Raw genomic sequence first — 18070 nt, forward strand, 5'->3', positions numbered from 1 at the left:
TAGTGAAAATGGTGATGAAAATGCTGTCTATCGTTGTAAAGATTTTACGAACGAAATCTGTCCTTTCTTTGCATAATCATTGTTACAATGAATACTACAAAGACAAGTTCTTTTAAAAGGAAGGTGAAAAAATGAGGAAATATGGAATATGGCTTGTTCTATTTGTATGTGTTGCCTTTCTAGTTGGTTATAGTGTTACGACTGTTTTAGGAAAAGAGGAAGTGGAAGTCGATCGGAAAGAAGTATTTACAACGATACAAAAAGGCTATGAAACCCAGTTTTCAATTCGTGGGAAGCATTTGCCGATGAATAAGATGATAGAGACGTTATCACCGTATTTTACAGATAATTTCCTTCAAGTATTTACAGATGAAAATAGCAGAAGTGATAAACAAAGTGGTGAATATTTACTTCCGGCAAAAGAAGCACCGTTTTCTTTTAATTCAGAAACGAAAATGTCGTATGATGAAGAACATAAAAATTTATATGTATATGAGCGGACAAAAAGTGGACAGTATCAAATTGTAACATTGAAAAGGGATCAAGATAAATGGAAGCTAGCAGGATATCATGAAAGTCAGGAACTTTTAACTGAAATAAAAAGGTTGCAACAATTATAAAGTGAAACTTTTAATCAGTGGGAGGGATTACTCTTCCATCTAACTTCTTTGCTGTAGCTAAATTGGGGGTAGGAGTTTTACTACCTACAAATAGCAGGATAAGAATAGGAATAGGTATTTACCTATTCCTATTCTATATTGAGTAGTTGTTGTAACTTTTCAATTTGAAACCCTGCAACTACTTCGCCATCAATTACGACTGTTGGAGTTGAATAAGAATCATAGTCGTATAAAAGACGATTGCGAGCAGCAGCGTCTTTTTTTACGTCAAATTCTTCATATGCAACGTTATTATGCTTCAAAAATTCTTTCACAATAACACAGGGCGGACAATCGGGTTGTGTATAAACCTCAATTTTTTTCATTGTTATTCCTCCTTTTTTCTGTTTTTTATTATATTCTTCCAGTATAAAAACCGCAATAAAGAAGGGGAAATATGTTCTTTCTGTTTTTTCCTTCGCATTTCGACAAATTTTTAGTTGAGTTTCTGGCCAATAACCTTTATCCTAGAGTGTGGAACATTTTTTCTGTTATGACGGATAGAATGAGTATAGCTGTAAAACCTATTGGTAGGAAGATCAGAGAAAGGAGAGATTTCATGTCTCTACTCCAAGGAATTTTAACTCGACTTGTTAGTCTACAAGAACAAGCTGAAAGCGGTGAAGTAGCACAACGCTATTTTGAAGTGAACGGTGAGCGCAAATGTAGCGTGAAATTTTTCGATAAAAGTGAAATGTATGAGTTAGAAGTGTATCAACAAGGTGAAAAACCTCAAGTGTATCAATTCGATAATATCGACATGGTTGCAATTGAGATTTACGATATCATTTCTTGATACATATAAAAAAGGTACTGCCATGTGGCAGTACCTTTTTTAGTTCTATTACTTTCTAGTGGAATGTATAGAAGTTTTTTATTTTTCCTACAATGGTATTAAAATGAAATTTTAATCCGTGCAAGTTTGCTTATCCATGTGGAAAATGAGTCCCGTCAACCGGGTGAATATGTGAAGCTAAACTTCTCACAATCGCTGGGTTCTGCAAATAGCGGGAGAAATATAACTAGGAGGTTATCGTATGGAACGTTTACCAGTTGTGATTTGTCCTAATTGTCAAAGTTCTGCTGAGATTATTCATGTATTAACGGCTCAATCTAATCAAAATGTAATTTATACGTGCCAAGTTTGTCACTTTGTAATTCGAAATATTGAAACGAATAAAGGATAGGAAGTTATAATTTTAGTTTTTGTCCCATACAATGAGAATACGAAAAGTCTGTCTAATTGAAAGGACGTGACTCTGTGGACGGTGCACATAAATTTTACAATGTTTCAGAGAGACATTTAAATTTTGATATGGTCTTTAACCGTATTTGTAGTTTCATTGAAAAGGATCCGCGAAATTTATATCGATTATCCATTGGGACAGACTCACAAGCGCATCAAAAGGATACGAGGTTTATTACAGCAATCCATATTCATCGTGTTGGAAAAGGTGCCTGGGGCTGTTTACACCATAGATCAGTAAAAGATAAGCCGGCAACCTTACGTGAGAAAATATATTTAGAAACGCAGTTTAGTCAAGAAATCGCATGTCTATTTACGCCTACTCATATACAAACAATATGGGAGTTATTGCATCCTTATGCTCAAGATGGGGCTGGATTCATAATGGAAATTCATTTAGACATTGGGAATGATGGTTTAACAAAAGAATTTATTTTAGATATGACAGAAAAAATTCGAGCGATGGGATTAACTGCAAAAATTAAGCCAGATGCTTATGCGGCGTTTAGCTATGCAAATCGATATACGAAATGATTTTTTTGTATGTATACGATTGCTACATATCTTTCAATAAAAACTGAATATTACATCTATTAAATAGGTTGAATTTTTTATATAATAAGAGTAACGATGCGAGTGTAAGGAGAGGGGTATATGCAAAGGGAAGTTGTTTTAACGAAGGAAGAAGAAAGTTTACTACTAGATATTTTATTTCAGCAAAATTACGCAAGTGAAATTTTAGCTGTGGAACTTACAGATATTGAGAATGGTTTGAAACAGACAGATGTGATGCAATATAAAAAAATCACAAGGTTATTTTACAGATTAAAAAATAAAGGGTATTAAGCGCTACCGGAATGGTAGTCTTTTTTTTGTGCTGTATGCTAAAATAGCTGTGTGATTGTATTTTTATTGAAATAAATTTAGGACAAAATAATAATATGAAAACGCTGTCATAAAATGTGAATAGAGTTGTGAACATAAGCAGGAAAAAGGGAAAATGGGGGATGTAATATGATTAGTATTCCGAAAGACGAATTTCAACAAATTCTTGTGAAGGATTTAATGATTTCATCGGAAAAAGTAGCTCATGTCCAAATTGGAAATAGTTTAGAACATGCTTTACTCGTTCTTGTGAAATCTGGATATTCGGCGATACCTGTCTTAGATCCAATGTATAAACTACATGGTTTGATTAGTACTGCCATGATATTAGATGGTATGTTAGGATTAGAACGTATTGAGTTTGAAAGACTCGATGATATGAAAGTAGAGCAGGTGATGAAAGAAGATATACCTGTTCTTAAATTAGACGATTCATTTGCAAAAGCTTTAGAAATGACAATTGATCATCCTTTTATTTGCGCTGTTAATGAAGAAGGCTATTTTGAGGGGATTTTAACACGTCGGGCTATTTTAAAATTGTTGAATAAGAAAGTAAGGCAACATAATCGATAACGTAAGAAAAGTGACTTCATAGAAACGAAGAAGTCACTTTTTTTTTCGTGCATATCACTTGTGTATGTATTATATTTAAAAAGACATAAAACATAAGGAAAGTTTGCGCTGGACAATTGTATTTTCTGAATGAAAGCATTCGGGTAAATTAAGGATGAAAAGCTTATTGAAATAAGGTGTATGGAAGCTAAGGAAAGAGGGAGAAAGTTGCAAATTGATGATTTTCAAATGATGGTTGTGTTAGCTCAGGAATCAAATATGAGAAAAGCGGCGGAACGTTTATTTGTTTCCCAACCTGCGCTGAGTCAACGATTACAATCTATGGAGAAACAATGGGGAATGAAGTTTTTTATTCGCTCACAAAAAGGATTGACAATTACACCTGAAGGGGAAAAAGTTGCAAATTATGCTAAAGAAATGTTGCAAAGGGAAGAAGATATAAAAAGTGAGCTAGCTGTTTTCAGAACGGAAACTCATGGAACGTTAAAAATAGCTGTTGCATCAGTTATTGGTCAATATTGGCTCCCTCCTGTTTTGAAAAAGTTTGTGCATAAATATCCTTCTGTCAAGATATCGCTGTTTACTGGATGGAGTAGTGAAGTGCAAAAGCAGTTTTATGAAGGAGACGTTCATGTTGCTATACTGAGGGGAACACAAGAATATAAAGGTCAGAAGCAACAATTATTTGAAGATGAACTGTATTTAGTTGATAAAGAAATAAAAGATATTTCGATGTTAAAAGAAACAAATAGGCCGTTCATTCAATTTAAAAGTGATTCGACTTATTATGGACAAATACAAAATTGGTGGTATGGTTTATTTTCTAATCCGCCTAAGCGAACGATTGTAGTTGACCAAATTGAAACATGTAAACAACTTGTTTTAAATGGTATAGGTTATGCCCTTTTACCTTCTACTGTTTTAAAGGAAGTACAGGAAAATATGTATAAAACACCTGTTCAACTGACGAGAGAAACATGGTTGTTAACAAGTGACTCGGCAAGGCAGTTGAAGCAAGTACAAGCATTTTTAGAAATTATAGAAGAAATTCAAAGGGAAAAATAAGATTATTATCTTGCTACTCGCTCTTTCGTTTGGTAGAGTAACATTATAAATGGATTTAGGAGGCAACAAGAATGAAAATGATGGACGCTAACGAAATTATTTCGTTTATTCAAAAAAGTGAAAAGAAAACTCCTGTAAAGGTATACATAAAAGGGGATTTAAAAGAAGTAACATTCCCTGAAACAGTACAAGCATTTGTGAATAAAAAGTCAGGTGTATTATTCGGAGAATGGTCTGAAATTAAGACAATTCTTGATGAGAATAATAAGCACATCGTTGACTACGTTGTAGAAAACGATCGTCGTAATTCTGCAATCCCGATGCTTGATTTAAAAGGTATTAAAGCTCGCATCGAGCCAGGTGCTATTATTCGTGACCATGTTGAAATTGGTGACAACGCTGTAATTATGATGAATGCAACAATTAACATTGGTGCTGTAATTGGTGAAGGTTCTATGATCGACATGAACGCAGTACTTGGTGGACGTGCAACAGTCGGTAAAAACTGTCACGTAGGTGCAGGTGCTGTACTTGCAGGTGTTATTGAGCCACCTTCTGCAAAACCAGTTATCGTTGAAGATGATGTAGTAATCGGTGCAAACGTGGTTGTTTTAGAGGGTGTTACAGTAGGGAAAGGTGCAGTCGTAGCAGCAGGAGCTATTGTAACAGAAGATGTGCCTCCATACACAGTTGTTGCAGGTACTCCAGCACGTGTAATTAAAGAAATTGATGAGAAGACAAAAGCAAAAACAGAAATTAAACAAGAGCTTCGTCAATTAAACCCAGAGAAATAAAAAGTAAAAAAAGCGTAAGAGCGTAAATGGGCTCTTACGCTTTTTATAGATAGAGGTGCAAAAATGACAGTAAGCAAATTTATCCAAATTCGTAGAGATTTACATAGAATTCCAGAAATTGGATTTAAGGAATGGAAAACACAACAGTATATTTTAGATTATATAGGAACACTTTCTCATGAATTTGTGGAAGTGAAGACATGGAAAACGGGTGTAATCGTTAAAGTAAATGGAAAAAATCCCGAAAAAATAATAGGTTATCGTGCAGATATAGACGGTTTACCAATTACAGAGGAAACTGGATACGAGTTTGCTTCTATTCATGAAGGAATGATGCATGCATGCGGCCATGATGTACATACAACAATCGGTTTAGGCCTTCTAACGAAAGCTGTGAGCGAAAGAATAGATGATGACCTTGTATTTCTATTCCAGCCAGCAGAAGAAGGACCAGGCGGTGCTCTTCCTATGTTAGAAAGTGAAGAGTTAAAAGAATGGAAACCAAATATAATTCTTGGTCTTCATATTGCACCAGAATACGCTGTGGGGACAATTGCAACGAAAGAAGGACTGTTATTTGCCAATACTTCAGAATTATATATTGATTTAAAAGGGAAAGGTGGCCATGCTGCCTATCCGCATACTGCAAATGACATGATTGTTGCAGCGAGTCACCTTGTTACACAGCTTCAATCCGTTATTAGTCGCAATGTAAATCCTCTTGATAGTGCAGTAATTACAATCGGGAAAATTACAGGTGGTACGGTTCAAAATATTATTGCAGAAAAATCTCGTTTAGAAGGAACGATTCGAACATTATCAGTGGAATCAATGAAGCGTGTGAAAAGCAGAATTGAGTCAATTGTTGCAGGTATCGAAGCTTCTTTCCAGTGTGAGGCGATTATAGATTACGGAGCAATGTATCATCAAGTATATAACCATGAAGAGTTAACGAGAGAGTTTATGGAATTTGTACATAAACAAACTGATATGAATGTTATTACATGTACTGAGGCAATGACGGGTGAAGATTTTGGTTATATGCTTCGAGAAATCCCTGGATTTATGTTTTGGCTTGGAGTAAATTCAGAATATGGTTTACATCATGCAAAATTAAAACCAGACGAAGAAGTGATTGAAAAGGCAATCACATTTTTAAGCCAATATGTAAAGTGGAAAGGGAATAGAAAATAAAACTTCCGCTCTCTTGAAGGTTCCAAATAACTTTTTGTTCTGAGGTGTAAGTAACGCTCGTATAGATTGATTTTAGACATTTACATACAAATGGAAGAATTAAAGTTAATTGTACTGTTTTAATAATGAGCAGGGGGTTTAGCCACTGCTCATTATTAATTATTTGACTAACTTATATATGTTTACTTTTAGTATGAAAAGTGTGTAAAATCAATGTGAAACATAGAAAAAAGGGTGGGGAATTACGTGCAAATTAGCAGTGCGATTTTATGTTTCGTCTTATATGCGTATGTTATTATTGCGGCGGTTTATTTTGGGATAAGTTTTTATGCCTATCGTCTAGTAGATAATAATGAATATGACGAAACATACAAATGGGTGAAGAGATATTTATCACCTGTACTAGAAATTATGAATGGGTTTGTGCTCTTTTTATTTATTGGATTAATTGCTTTCTCAACGAGTTTAGTAGGGAATAAAACTACGTTATTTGTATTGGGTATCATTATTTTTATGTTGTTAGGAATAAGGATTGGTAATACGGTCTTTTGGAATGAAAGAAAAGTAGATGGTTGGACGGGAATGTTAATTCCGTGCATGTTAGCTGCAATCGTGACAAATATAGAGCATGAATATTATCAATTACATTTTTGGCTTATTATCGTTTTAACAATTCTTTCTGTTTTGTATATAAGCACAGTAGTACTAACATATATTGCACATGAAAAAGGAGATGTTAAAGGCACTCGTTTCTTTAGAGGACGGGCATTATTTTGGAGTGTGCCGACGATGGTAGTTATCGCGCTTATTGCGATATTAGTAAATGGATATCAATTTTCTAATTGGCAACTATTTTTAGAAAATTGGTGGATCTTTATCTTTTCGTTTATTGCTTTTTTAGGTGCAACGCATTATTTATTCCATCAACATCATTACATATGGGCGTTGTTATTTGCATTCACACAGCTTCTATTTGCCTTTTTTGGTCAAGAAACATTATTATTCGTTTTTGAAACATTTAGTTCTTTTGGAAATATATTTGTATTTGCTATGCTACTTGTTGGTATCGCTTTTTACTTGCAACAATATTTTTATATACAAAAACAAAAATAAGAGCTAATCATAGTTTTTGTGACGCATATAAAGTGTGTTACACTGAAAATAAATAGTACTTGAAGTTATTGGAGGAATTCTTGTGGGTGAGAAAGAAAAAGAATTTGCTGTCATTGGACTTGGTCGCTTTGGTGGAAGTATTTGCCGAGAACTAGCTCAATTAGGTATGGAAGTAATGGCAATCGATTCAGATGAGGATAAAATTAATGAATTTGCAAATATAGCTTCGCATGCTGTAATTGCAGATTCAACAGATGAGATGGTATTAAAAAGCCTTGGTATTCGAAATTTTGATCACGTAGTCGTTGCTATTGGAGATAATTTAAATTCAAGTATTTTAACAACTTTGATTTTGAAAGAGTTGGGTGTAAAAAATATTACTGTAAAAGCTCAAAATGATTATCATGAAAAAGTGTTAAGTAAAATAGGTGCAGATCATATTGTGCATCCAGAACGTGATATGGGAAAAAGGATTGCTAATAATATTGCATCAAGCAATGTGCTAGACTACCTTGAGCTTTCAGATGAGCATAGTATTGTAGAGATTATTGCGAATAAAAAAATTGATGGGCACTCTTTAATTGAATTAGATATTCGTGCGAAGTTTGGATTGAATATTGTAGCAATTAAACGAGGCAAAGAAGTTATCGTATCCCCTCGAGCTACGGAGAATATTCAAGCAGGAGATATATTAATTGTCATTGGTCATGACGATGAAGTGGATCGATTTAAACACTTTTTAAGATAAGAGAAAAGAAAAGGACAATGCCTTCATGGCATTGTCCTTTTTCTTATATTTCCATAATGATTGGTAAAATCATTGGACGACGTTTCGTTTTCTCATATAGGAATGGGGCTAATGTGTCTGTAATTTCATTTTTAATTTCAGACCATTGTGTTGTTTTACGCTCCATTACTTTTTCTAAATGAGTTGTAATTAATGTTTGTGCATCATTGATTAAATCGCTGCTTTCACGCATGTAAACGAAACCGCGTGAGATGATATCAGGTCCTGCTGCAACTTTAAATTCTTTCATATCAATGCTTACAACTACAATTACAAGTCCTTCTTCAGAAAGGATACGACGATCGCGTAATACGATATTGCCAATATCTCCAATACCGTTTCCATCAATGTAGACCGAACCAGATGGGATTTTTCCAGCTACGCTAGCTTCATCCGAACGTAAAGCAAGAACATCGCCATTATCCATAATGAAGCAATTTTCTTCAGGGATGCCACAATCATTTGCTATGTTCATGTGCATACGCTGCATACGATATTCACCATGAATTGGCATGAAGTACTTCGGTTTAATTAGACGTAACATTAACTTTTGTTCTTCTTGTCCACCGTGTCCACTTGTATGGATATTTGAAAGTTTCCCGTGAATTACATCAGCGCCAGCGCGGTACAACATGTTAATTGTACGACTTACGCTAATTGTATTTCCTGGAATTGGTGAAGAAGAGAAAACAACTGTATCTCCAGGAATAATTTGAATTTGGCGGTGTGTACCATTTGCAATACGTGAAAGTGCTGCCATCGGTTCACCTTGACTACCTGTACATAAAATAACAACTTTATTAGCTGGTAAGCGGTTTAGTTGAGATGCATCTATGAATGTATCTTTCGGGCAACGAATATAACCAAGGTTTTGTCCAATTTCAATCGCTGCTTCCATACTTCGACCAAACACAGCTACTTTACGGTTGTTTTCAACAGCAGCTTCAACAACTTGTTGTAAGCGGTGGATATTTGATGCAAAGGTTGCGAATATAATCCGTCCTTCTACTTTACGGAAAATGTCTTGAATGCTATCACCAACGCGACGCTCAGACATAGTAAAGTTTGGAACTTCACTGTTCGTACTATCAGATAATAGACATAGTACGCCATCTTTACCGATTTCAGCCATTTTTGTTAAATCAGCTGGTTCACCAACTGGTGTGAAGTCAAATTTGAAGTCACCTGTATGAACAACTTGACCTTGAGGTGTTTTCACAACAACGCCGTACGAATCTGGAATACTGTGAGTTGTACGGAAGAAGGATACAGACGTTTTTTTGAATTTAATAACGTCATCTTCTTGAATCTCGTAAAGTTTTGCTTTACGAAGTAAGCCGTGTTCTTCTAATTTGTTTTTGATGAGTGCAATTGCTAATTTTCCGCCGTAAATCGGAATGTTCACTTGACGTAATAGGTAAGGGATTCCGCCGATATGATCTTCGTGACCATGTGTAATGAATAACCCTTTAATTTTATCTTCGTTTCGCACAAAATAAGTGTAGTCTGGTATTACATAATCGATCCCGAGAAGTTCGTCCTCTGGAAATTTAATTCCAGCATCAATTATAATAATTTCATCTTGAAATTGAACAGCGTATGTATTTTTACCGATTTCACCAAGCCCACCGAGAGCAAATACAGCAACTTGGTCGTTTTTTAGAAATTTCATATCGCTATACGATTTCCGCTAATGTTAAATCAGCGTTTTCTTTTTCATATTCAAGATGAGCGCCAGTAACAGACTGAACAAACTCGATATTATATGCGAACTTATTTAACTTTGTACGAACATCCTTTTCAGACGTAGCCTCTAGATATAAAACTTTTGTATTTTCACGTACTGGAACCTCAGTTAATTTTTCTTGATAAAATACTTTAAAAATCATTTGGAAAACCTCTCCTTGTCTATGTTTTGCATTATCTGTTACTTATTATAAAGCAAACAGTCACGATTTTCATGTTTTTTCGAATGAGAATGAAGAAAAAGCCCGAAATGGGCACAATTTAAGCGATTGTCTTTTTACGGACTAGACCGTTTAAATAACGCTTGAGCTTTTTCTTCAGCTTCTTCAGCATGATTACTCCTTCCTTTCCTTATTTTAAACATGCCTATTACTAGTGAAAACTCTATCTCTGATATAAGAGATAGGACAAAAGTGAATGGTGAATCTTGTCCTTTCCCATACAGTGAAAGTTATTCTATAGTAACGATCAGTAGCCGTTAGTTATAGGTATAGTATGAGGAAGAATGGAAAAGAAAATTCATCCGAACAAGTATCTACATGTTTTACTAATATATATATGCAAAGTTTACAAATAAGGTCAGAAAGGGAACGCTTTCTTCACAGATGTTTAATATGTTATACTTTTTTTTAGAATTTGAAAAGTGATATTCAAAATAGGAATATAGAGTCCCAGAAAGGATTTTGACAAATGAATGATAAAATTGTCTTTTTTGATATTGATGGAACATTATTAGATCATGATAAAAAAATTCCGCAATCTACACGAGATGCAGTAAAACAGTTACAAGAAAAAGGTGTACATGTAGCAATTGCGACAGGGCGCGCGCCATTTATGTTCGAAGATATTCGCAGGGAACTTAATATACATAATTATGTTAGTTTTAATGGACAATATGTTGTCTTTGAAGATGAGGTAATATTTAATAATCCGTTACATCCAGATGCTTTACATAGGTTTACTCAGTTTGCAAAACAAGAAGGATATCCACTTGTATATCTTGACCATCAAGATATGAGAGCATCAGTGGAATATCATGATTATGTGAAAGAAGGCTTTGGAAGCTTAAACTTTGAGCATCCAGCATATGAGCCTAATTTTTATGAGGAACGTAATATTTATCAAACACTACTTTTTTGTGAAGTAAATGAAGAGGAAAAGTTTATTAATCATTATCCAGATTTTCATTTTATTCGTTGGCATGCATATTCAATGGATATCATTCCGAATGGTGGTTCTAAGGCAAAAGGAATTGAGAAATACATTGAAAAGTTAGGTTTTAATCGTGATCAAGTGTATGCATTTGGAGATGGCTTAAATGATTTAGAAATGATCGAAGCCGTTGGCACAGGTATTGTGATGGGAAATGGCCATGAAGACTTGAAAAAACTTGCAAATCATGTGACAAAGGATGTTAATGAAGACGGTATATATCATGGACTAAAGTGGGCTGGATTGCTATAAGTGAATATGGAACCCATTTCATAATAAAAAGGCGGAAGATTAACTTCCGCCTTTTTATTATTATCGCTCTAGAGGTTTGGAATCATCAGGAGCGGCAAAAGGATTTTCTTTATTGATATGGTCATAGAACATAACGCCATTTAAATGATCAATCTCGTGTTGGAATACGATTGCTGGTAAACCTTTTAAACGTAATTTTACTTCTTCTCCGTTAATAGAAGTTGCTTTTACTGTAATTCTTGTATAACGAGGAACATAACCAGGTACTTCGCGGTCTACAGACAGACAGCCTTCACCACCCTGTAAATATGTACGTTCAACAGAATGGCTAATGATTTTTGGATTGAATAATGCATGGCTATATAATGTACCATCCGCATCGGTTACATGAACTGCAATCATTTTTTTTGAAACACCGATTTGCGGAGCCGCTAATCCGATTCCAGGGCGTAAACTATATTTTTCAGCCATTTCAGGATCTTGGCTATTTATTACGAATTCAATCATTTCTTTTAAGGTAGTTGTATCTTCTTCGCTTGCCGGTAATGACACCTCTTCTGCAACGTTGCGCAAAATAGGATCTCCTTCGCGAATAACATCTTTCATTGTAAGCATATGTAATCTCTCCTTTCCTCTTTAGTCTACCAAAGGAGATGGAAAAAGTCATCGGCAAGAAAGGGAAGGCATTTTGGAAATTGTTCTATTATAGAGTAGTTATGTATGTGATAAAAAGAAAAAGACAGCAAAGCCGTCTTTTTCTTTCCATAGTTGTTTCGTTTTACATTAGCGAATGCAAGCAGCACCAACGATAATTAAAAGAATAAACAACACAACGATTAAGGCGAAGCCGCGTCCAGACCCGCCACAAGAACCGCCATAACCGTAGGAAGGATATGAACAAGTTGGATAGCAATATGAGTATCCGTACATGAGATGACCTCCTTTATCATTTCCCGCTAATACTGCGGTTACTATAATGTATGGAAGAGAGGGTAGAAATGTATAGGTATTTACCTAAAAAAGGAAGAGTAGTTTGTATATTTTTGTTACGAAGAGAGAAAAACTAAAGAGAATTAAATCGTTTACATATTATTCTAAGAGAAAAAATAAGTGAAAAAGGGAATAATATAACAGTAGGTCAATGCTTACTAATACAGATGTAAAAAATAAAAACACGTTTGTGTAGTAGAAACCTGCATATTATTTATAAAAAAACGTATTCAAAGTAATTGACATCGTAATTAGAATAGTTGTAAACTAAAAAACGTGATCAAGATTGTATTAATATGTTTCTGAAAAAACATTAGTACAGATTGTTAGGTACACAAAATTATTCTCAACCGACATACAAACATGTTGGTTTACATCGTTGCGCTTTTTAAACTGGAAAATAGCCAGTGAAAGCGTTTCAGAATATGGTTCAAGAGAGGAAGAGGTGAACGGAATGGGTACTAAAACAAAAAAGACCCTATTTAATGTTGATGAGCAAATGAAAGCTATCGCAGCTCAATTTGAAACATTACAAATTTTAAATGAAAACGGTGAAGTTGTGAATGAAGCAGCTATGCCTGAATTATCTGATGATCAATTAAAAGAATTAATGCGTCGTATGGTGTATACTCGCGTATTAGATCAACGTTCTATTTCTTTAAACCGTCAAGGACGTTTAGGTTTCTACGCACCTACAGCTGGACAAGAAGCTTCTCAATTAGCAAGTCATTTCGCACTTGAAGCAGAAGACTTCATCTTACCAGGATACCGTGATGTACCACAATTAGTATGGCACGGATTACCATTATACCAAGCATTCTTATTCTCTCGTGGACACTTCATGGGTAACCAAATGCCTGAGAATGTAAATGCATTAGCTCCACAGATTATTATCGGTGCGCAAATCATCCAAACTGCTGGTGTTGCGTTAGGTATGAAACTACGTGGTAAAAAATCTGTTGCAATTACTTACACTGGTGACGGTGGTGCTTCACAAGGTGACTTCTACGAAGGTATGAACTTTGCAGGTGCATTCAAAGCTCCAGCAATCTTCGTTGTTCAAAACAACCGTTATGCAATCTCTACTCCAGTAGAAAAGCAATCTGCAGCTAAAACTGTAGCACAAAAAGCAGTAGCAGCAGGTATTTACGGAATTCAAGTAGACGGTATGGATCCATTAGCTGTATACGCAGCAACTGCTTTTGCTCGTGAGCGCGCAGTAAATGGCGAAGGCCCTACTTTAATCGAGACTTTAACATTCCGTTACGGTCCACATACAATGGCTGGTGATGACCCAACTCGTTACCGTACAAAAGATATCGAAAACGAATGGGAACAAAAAGACCCAATCGTACGCTTCCGTAAGTTCTTAGAAGCTAAAGGCCTATGGTCTCAAGAAGTTGAAGAGACAGTAATCGAAGAAGCAAAAGAAGATATCAAACAAGCAATTGCTAAGGCTGACCAAGCTCCAAAACAAAAAGTAACTGATTTAATGGAAATCATGTACGAAAAAATGCCTTACAACTTAGCTGAACAATATGAAATCTACAAAGAAAAGGAGTCGAAGTAAGCCATGGCTCAAATGACAATGATTCAAGCAATCACTGATGCTTTACGCGTTGAAATGAAAAATGACCCTAACGTACTTGTATTTGGTGAAGACGTTGGTGTAAACGGCGGTGTATTCCGTGCTACTGAAGGTTTACAAGCTGAATTTGGTGAAGATCGTGTAATGGATACTCCACTTGCAGAGTCTGGTATTGGTGGACTTGCAGTTGGTCTTGCACTTGAAGGATTCCGTCCAGTTCCAGAAATCCAATTCTTCGGTTTCGTTTATGAAGTAATGGATTCAATTTCTGGTCAATTAGCTCGTATGCGTTACCGTTCTGGTGGACGTTGGACTGCTCCAGTAACAGTTCGTTCTCCATTCGGTGGTGGTGTTCATACTCCTGAACTACATGCTGATAGCTTAGAAGGATTAGTGGCTCAACAACCTGGTCTAAAAGTTGTTATTCCATCTACTCCATACGATGCTAAAGGTCTTTTAATCTCTGCGATTCGTGACAACGATCCAGTTATCTACTTAGAGCATATGAAATTGTACCGTTCATTCCGTCAAGAGGTACCAGAAGGTGATTACACAATTGATTTAGGTAAAGCTGATATCAAACGTGAAGGTACAGATGTATCTGTTATCGCTTACGGTGCTATGGTTCACGCTGCATTAAAAGCTGCTGAAGAACTTGAAAAAGAAGGTATCTCTTTAGAGGTTGTTGACTTACGTACAGTTCAACCATTAGATATCGAAACAATCATCGCTTCTGTTGAAAAAACAGGTCGCGTAGTTGTAGTTCAAGAAGCTCAAAAACAAGCTGGTATTGCAGCTAACGTTGTAGCGGAAATTAACGACCGTGCAATCTTAAACTTAGAAGCTCCAGTTGTACGTGTTGCAGCTGCTGATACAGTATTCCCATTCTCTCAAGCAGAGAGCGTATGGTTACCAAACCACAAAGATATTGTTGAAGCTGTAAACAAAGTAATGAACTTCTAATTTTTAGCTTTTCATGTGCAAAAGAAATCAGCACATGCTGGTTTCTTTTGTACATATTCCATAATAATGAAATGAATCAGGGGGCTGAATTCCGTGGCATTTGAATTTAAACTACCAGATATCGGTGAAGGTATCCACGAAGGTGAAATCGTAAAATGGTTTATTAAACCAGGCGATGAAGTAAACGAAGACGATGTACTTCTTGAAGTACAAAATGATAAAGCAGTAGTAGAAATCCCTTCTCCTGTTAAAGGTAAAGTACTTGAAGTACTTGTAGAAGAAGGAACAGTTGCAATCGTAGGAGATACATTAATTAAATTTGATGCTCCTGGATACGAAAACCTTAAATTTAAAGGTGACGATCATGATGAAGCTCCAAAAGCTGAAGAAGCAGCAGTAGAAGCTCCAGCAGCGGAAGCTACTCCAGCAGCAACTGCAGAAGTAGTAAATGAGCGCGTAATTGCTATGCCATCTGTTCGTAAATACGCTCGTGAAAAAGGTGTAGACATTCATAAAGTAGCTGGTACTGGTAAGAATGGCCGTATCGTAAAAGCTGACATCGATGCATTTGCAAATGGTGGACAAACTGTAGCAGCAACTGAGGCTCCAGCAGCAGTAGAAGCTACTCCAGCAGCAGCGAAAGAAGAAGCACCAAAAGCACAACCAATCCCAGCTGGTGAATATCCAGAAACTCGTGAGAAAATGAGTGGTATCCGTAAAGCGATTGCGAAAGCAATGGTTAACTCTAAACACACAGCTCCTCACGTAACATTAATGGACGAAGTAGATGTAACAGAACTTGTTGCTCACCGTAAGAAGTTCAAAGCAGTAGCAGCTGACAAAGGTATTAAATTAACTTACCTTCCGTACGTTGTTAAAGCTTTAACATCTGCATTACGTGAATACCCAATGTTAAACACTTCTTTAGACGATGCATCTCAAGAAGTAGTTCATAAACATTACTTCAACATCGGTATCGCAGCTGATACAGACAAAGGTCTATTAGTACCAGTTGTTAAAGATACAGATCGTAAGTCTATCTTCACAATCTCTAACGAGATCAATGATCTTGCTGGTAAAGCACGTGAAGGTCGTCTAGCTCCAGCTGAAATGAAAGGTGCTTCTTGCACAATTACAAACATTGGTTCTGCAGGTGGACAATGGTTCACTCCAGTTATCAACCACCCAGAAGTAGCAATCCTTGGTATCGGCCGTATCGCTGAAAAACCAATTGTGAAAAACGGTGAGATCGTTGCAGCTCCAGTATTAGCATTATCTCTAAGCTTTGACCATCGTTTAATTGACGGTGCAACTGCTCAAAAAGCGTTAAACCAAATTAAACGTCTATTGAATGACCCACAATTATTAGTAATGGAGGCGTAATAACAATGGTAGTAGGAGATTTCCCAATTGAATTAGATACAGTCGTTGTTGGTGCAGGTCCTGGTGGATACGTTGCGGCAATTCGTGCAGCACAATTAGGTCAAAAGGTAGCAATCATTGAAAAAGCTAACCTTGGTGGCGTATGCTTAAACGTTGGATGTATTCCTTCAAAAGCGTTAATCAATGCAGGTCATCGTTATGAGAATGCAATGCATTCTGATGACATGGGTATTACTGCAGAAAACGTAAAAGTTGACTTTACAAAAGTTCAAGAATGGAAAAACGGCGTAGTTAAGAAATTAACTGGCGGTGTTGAAGGCCTTCTTAAAGGTAACAAAGTTGAAATCATTCGCGGTGAAGCTTACTTCGTAGATGCTAATACATTACGCGTTATGACTGAAGATGCAGCTCAAACTTATACGTTTAAAAATGCTGTTCTTGCAACTGGTTCTACACCAATCGAAATTCCAGGATTCAAATACTCTAAACGTGTTATCAACTCTACAGGTGCTTTAAGCTTACCTGAAATTCCTAAAAAACTTGTTGTAATCGGCGGCGGTTACATCGGTATGGAATTAGGTACTGCATATGCTAACTTCGGTACAGAAGTTACTGTAGTAGAAGCTGGCGACGAAATCTTAGCTGGTTTCGAAAAAGCTATGAGCTCTGTTGTTAAACGTGCTCTACAGAAAAAAGGTAACGTAAATATCCATACAAAAGCTATGGCTAAAGGCGTTGAAGAAACAGAAACTGGCGTAAAAGTTAGCTTTGAAGTTAAAGGTGAAATCCAAACTGTAGAAGCTGATTACGTATTAGTAACTGTAGGTCGTCGTCCAAACACTCAAGAAATCGGTCTTGAGCAAGTTGGAGTTAAAATGACTGACCGCGGCATCATCGAAATCGATGAGCAATGTCGTACAAATGTACCAAACATCTATGCAATCGGTGATATCGTTCCTGGACCACCATTAGCTCACAAAGCTTCTTACGAAGGTAAAGTAGCTGTAGAAGCAATTAGTGGCCATGCATCAGCTATCGATTACATCGGAATTCCTGCAGTATGCTTCACTGATCCAGAACTAGCATCTGTTGGTTACACTAAAAAACAAGCTGAAGAAGCTGGAATGACTGTAACTGTATCTAAGTTCCCATTCGCTGCTAACGGTCGTGCATTATCATTAAACAGCACTGACGGTTTCCTACAACTTGTGACACGTAAAGAAGATGGTCTTCTTGTAGGTGCTCAAGTTGCAGGTGCAGGTGCTTCTGATATTATTTCTGAGATTGGTTTAGCTATCGAAGCTGGAATGACAGCTGAAGATATCGCTCAAACAATCCATGCTCACCCAACATTAGGTGAAATCACAATGGAAGCAGCTGAAGTTGCTCTTGGAATGCCAATTCACATTGTAAAATAATTTAAGTAATGTAAATAGCCCTTCTCTTATTGTAAGAGAGGGGCTATTTTTATTTTCATCAAATGACTTGCAAGGTCTTTAAACGTACTTGTCGAATGAATATATAATACTTTAACAAATGATTCAGGCTTAACTTACTTCGAAGGTAATATATATCATCCTATAATATGTAATTGATTCAAACTTACCCCCATATATTAAT

21 protein-coding genes are annotated in these 18070 nt (G+C 36.2%); 16 read left to right on the forward strand and 5 right to left on the reverse strand.

What is annotated here, in order from left to right; all coding sequences use genetic code 11:
- Positions 1-131 precede the first annotated feature (131 nt).
- A complete protein-coding gene (locus tag ABWK52_RS14245) occupies positions 132-620 on the forward strand; it encodes a DUF3993 domain-containing protein (protein WP_001233804.1) in 489 nt (162 codons plus the stop codon).
- A gap of 128 nt (positions 621-748) precedes the next feature.
- Here ABWK52_RS14245 and ABWK52_RS14250 read toward each other — a convergent pair whose 3' ends face one another.
- On the reverse strand, positions 749-985 hold the full coding sequence (locus tag ABWK52_RS14250; protein ID WP_000717875.1) for a glutaredoxin family protein: 237 nt from the start codon (positions 983-985) through the stop codon (positions 749-751).
- A 233-nt stretch (positions 986-1218) separates the two neighbouring features.
- Between ABWK52_RS14250 and ABWK52_RS14255 the strand changes: the two genes are divergently transcribed.
- The 10 genes from ABWK52_RS14255 (at position 1219) to ABWK52_RS14300 (ending at position 8277) form a co-directional block, all read left to right on the forward strand.
- Entirely contained in the window at positions 1219-1455 is a 237-nt protein-coding gene (locus ABWK52_RS14255; RefSeq protein WP_000055151.1) for a YkuJ family protein, read from the forward strand.
- A gap of 241 nt (positions 1456-1696) precedes the next feature.
- Positions 1697-1846, forward strand: a complete 150-nt coding sequence (locus ABWK52_RS14260; protein ID WP_000440540.1) for a hypothetical protein — start codon at positions 1697-1699, stop codon at positions 1844-1846.
- Positions 1847-1920: 74 nt separating this feature from the next.
- Complete coding sequence (locus tag ABWK52_RS14265; RefSeq protein WP_000348489.1) at positions 1921-2439, forward strand: ribonuclease H-like YkuK family protein; 519 nt, start codon at positions 1921-1923, stop codon at positions 2437-2439.
- A gap of 120 nt (positions 2440-2559) precedes the next feature.
- Complete coding sequence (gene abbA, locus ABWK52_RS14270; protein WP_001188692.1) at positions 2560-2751, forward strand: antirepressor AbbA; 192 nt, start codon at positions 2560-2562, stop codon at positions 2749-2751.
- A gap of 168 nt (positions 2752-2919) precedes the next feature.
- Positions 2920-3363, forward strand: coding sequence for a cyclic-di-AMP-binding protein CbpB (cbpB, locus tag ABWK52_RS14275; RefSeq protein WP_000623579.1), 444 nt, complete (start codon positions 2920-2922; stop codon positions 3361-3363).
- A gap of 180 nt (positions 3364-3543) precedes the next feature.
- Positions 3544-4428, forward strand: coding sequence for a LysR family transcriptional regulator (locus ABWK52_RS14280; RefSeq protein ID WP_001987174.1), 885 nt, complete (start codon positions 3544-3546; stop codon positions 4426-4428).
- A 71-nt stretch (positions 4429-4499) separates the two neighbouring features.
- The gene (gene dapD / locus ABWK52_RS14285; RefSeq protein ID WP_087958532.1) at positions 4500-5222 is read left to right on the forward strand and encodes a 2,3,4,5-tetrahydropyridine-2,6-dicarboxylate N-acetyltransferase; all 723 of its coding nucleotides are present in this window, start codon (positions 4500-4502) and stop codon (positions 5220-5222) included.
- A gap of 63 nt (positions 5223-5285) precedes the next feature.
- Complete coding sequence (locus tag ABWK52_RS14290; RefSeq protein ID WP_000218663.1) at positions 5286-6416, forward strand: N-acetyldiaminopimelate deacetylase; 1131 nt, start codon at positions 5286-5288, stop codon at positions 6414-6416.
- Positions 6417-6662: 246 nt separating this feature from the next.
- Positions 6663-7529 carry a cytochrome c oxidase assembly protein gene (locus ABWK52_RS14295; RefSeq protein WP_001167324.1) on the forward strand — a complete coding sequence of 289 codons (867 nt, stop codon included), beginning with the start codon at positions 6663-6665 and terminating at the stop codon, positions 7527-7529.
- An 82-nt stretch (positions 7530-7611) separates the two neighbouring features.
- The gene (locus ABWK52_RS14300) at positions 7612-8277 is read left to right on the forward strand and encodes a potassium channel family protein (protein ID WP_000504032.1); all 666 of its coding nucleotides are present in this window, start codon (positions 7612-7614) and stop codon (positions 8275-8277) included.
- A 43-nt stretch (positions 8278-8320) separates the two neighbouring features.
- Here ABWK52_RS14300 and rnjA read toward each other — a convergent pair whose 3' ends face one another.
- Together rnjA and ABWK52_RS14310 are read right to left on the reverse strand one after the other, a co-directional pair.
- Positions 8321-9988 (reverse strand): ribonuclease J1, encoded by a 1668-nt coding sequence (gene rnjA / locus ABWK52_RS14305; RefSeq protein ID WP_000670377.1) that lies wholly within the window; start codon positions 9986-9988, stop codon positions 8321-8323.
- Positions 9989-9992: 4 nt separating this feature from the next.
- Complete coding sequence (locus ABWK52_RS14310) at positions 9993-10205, reverse strand: DNA-dependent RNA polymerase subunit epsilon (RefSeq protein WP_000576435.1); 213 nt, start codon at positions 10203-10205, stop codon at positions 9993-9995.
- Between the two features lie 547 nt (positions 10206-10752).
- Between ABWK52_RS14310 and ABWK52_RS14315 the strand changes: the two genes are divergently transcribed.
- The gene (locus ABWK52_RS14315; RefSeq protein WP_000998279.1) at positions 10753-11526 is read left to right on the forward strand and encodes a Cof-type HAD-IIB family hydrolase; all 774 of its coding nucleotides are present in this window, start codon (positions 10753-10755) and stop codon (positions 11524-11526) included.
- Between the two features lie 60 nt (positions 11527-11586).
- On the opposite strand, the gene def is transcribed toward ABWK52_RS14315, so the two are convergent.
- Both def and ABWK52_RS14325 read right to left on the reverse strand, forming a co-directional pair.
- A complete protein-coding gene (gene def / locus ABWK52_RS14320; protein WP_000957048.1) occupies positions 11587-12141 on the reverse strand; it encodes a peptide deformylase in 555 nt (184 codons plus the stop codon).
- Between the two features lie 168 nt (positions 12142-12309).
- Positions 12310-12456, reverse strand: coding sequence for a YjcZ family sporulation protein (locus ABWK52_RS14325; RefSeq protein ID WP_000274562.1), 147 nt, complete (start codon positions 12454-12456; stop codon positions 12310-12312).
- A gap of 514 nt (positions 12457-12970) precedes the next feature.
- Here ABWK52_RS14325 and pdhA point away from each other — a divergent pair.
- The 4 genes from pdhA to lpdA all read left to right on the forward strand — a co-directional run bounded on the left by pdhA (position 12971) and on the right by lpdA (position 17868).
- A complete protein-coding gene (gene pdhA, locus ABWK52_RS14330; RefSeq protein ID WP_000536895.1) occupies positions 12971-14086 on the forward strand; it encodes a pyruvate dehydrogenase E1 component subunit alpha in 1116 nt (371 codons plus the stop codon).
- 3 nt (positions 14087-14089) lie between these two features.
- Positions 14090-15067, forward strand: coding sequence for a pyruvate dehydrogenase complex E1 component subunit beta (gene pdhB / locus ABWK52_RS14335; RefSeq protein WP_000068168.1), 978 nt, complete (start codon positions 14090-14092; stop codon positions 15065-15067).
- 93 nt (positions 15068-15160) lie between these two features.
- Positions 15161-16450, forward strand: a complete 1290-nt coding sequence (pdhC, locus tag ABWK52_RS14340; RefSeq protein WP_353771966.1) for a pyruvate dehydrogenase complex dihydrolipoyllysine-residue acetyltransferase — start codon at positions 15161-15163, stop codon at positions 16448-16450.
- A 5-nt stretch (positions 16451-16455) separates the two neighbouring features.
- The gene (gene lpdA, locus ABWK52_RS14345; protein ID WP_000260104.1) at positions 16456-17868 is read left to right on the forward strand and encodes a dihydrolipoyl dehydrogenase; all 1413 of its coding nucleotides are present in this window, start codon (positions 16456-16458) and stop codon (positions 17866-17868) included.
- Positions 17869-18070: the final 202 nt, after the last annotated feature.

Origin of the sequence: Bacillus sp. AP50 (genome assembly GCF_040492675.1) — a bacterium.
GTDB lineage: Bacteria > Bacillota > Bacilli > Bacillales > Bacillaceae_G > Bacillus_A > Bacillus_A cereus.

What these genes read in the sequence shown, in the direction of transcription:
- ABWK52_RS14245 (WP_001233804.1), top strand. Translation starts at nt 132, where the DNA reads ATGAGGAAATATGGAATATGGCTTGTTCTATTTGTATGTGTTGCCTTT.
- ABWK52_RS14250 (WP_000717875.1), bottom strand. Translation starts at nt 985, where the DNA reads ATGAAAAAAATTGAGGTTTATACACAACCCGATTGTCCGCCCTGTGTT.
- ABWK52_RS14255 (WP_000055151.1), top strand. Translation starts at nt 1,219, where the DNA reads ATGTCTCTACTCCAAGGAATTTTAACTCGACTTGTTAGTCTACAAGAA.
- ABWK52_RS14260 (WP_000440540.1), top strand. Translation starts at nt 1,697, where the DNA reads ATGGAACGTTTACCAGTTGTGATTTGTCCTAATTGTCAAAGTTCTGCT.
- abbA (WP_001188692.1), top strand. Translation starts at nt 2,560, where the DNA reads ATGCAAAGGGAAGTTGTTTTAACGAAGGAAGAAGAAAGTTTACTACTA.
- cbpB (WP_000623579.1), top strand. Translation starts at nt 2,920, where the DNA reads ATGATTAGTATTCCGAAAGACGAATTTCAACAAATTCTTGTGAAGGAT.
- ABWK52_RS14280 (WP_001987174.1), top strand. Translation starts at nt 3,544, where the DNA reads ATGGAAGCTAAGGAAAGAGGGAGAAAGTTGCAAATTGATGATTTTCAA.
- dapD (WP_087958532.1), top strand. Translation starts at nt 4,500, where the DNA reads ATGAAAATGATGGACGCTAACGAAATTATTTCGTTTATTCAAAAAAGT.
- ABWK52_RS14290 (WP_000218663.1), top strand. Translation starts at nt 5,286, where the DNA reads ATGACAGTAAGCAAATTTATCCAAATTCGTAGAGATTTACATAGAATT.
- rnjA (WP_000670377.1), bottom strand. Translation starts at nt 9,988, where the DNA reads ATGAAATTTCTAAAAAACGACCAAGTTGCTGTATTTGCTCTCGGTGGG.
- ABWK52_RS14310 (WP_000576435.1), bottom strand. Translation starts at nt 10,205, where the DNA reads ATGATTTTTAAAGTATTTTATCAAGAAAAATTAACTGAGGTTCCAGTA.
- ABWK52_RS14315 (WP_000998279.1), top strand. Translation starts at nt 10,753, where the DNA reads ATGAATGATAAAATTGTCTTTTTTGATATTGATGGAACATTATTAGAT.
- def (WP_000957048.1), bottom strand. Translation starts at nt 12,141, where the DNA reads ATGCTTACAATGAAAGATGTTATTCGCGAAGGAGATCCTATTTTGCGC.
- ABWK52_RS14325 (WP_000274562.1), bottom strand. Translation starts at nt 12,456, where the DNA reads ATGTACGGATACTCATATTGCTATCCAACTTGTTCATATCCTTCCTAC.
- pdhA (WP_000536895.1), top strand. Translation starts at nt 12,971, where the DNA reads ATGGGTACTAAAACAAAAAAGACCCTATTTAATGTTGATGAGCAAATG.
- pdhB (WP_000068168.1), top strand. Translation starts at nt 14,090, where the DNA reads ATGGCTCAAATGACAATGATTCAAGCAATCACTGATGCTTTACGCGTT.
- lpdA (WP_000260104.1), top strand. Translation starts at nt 16,456, where the DNA reads ATGGTAGTAGGAGATTTCCCAATTGAATTAGATACAGTCGTTGTTGGT.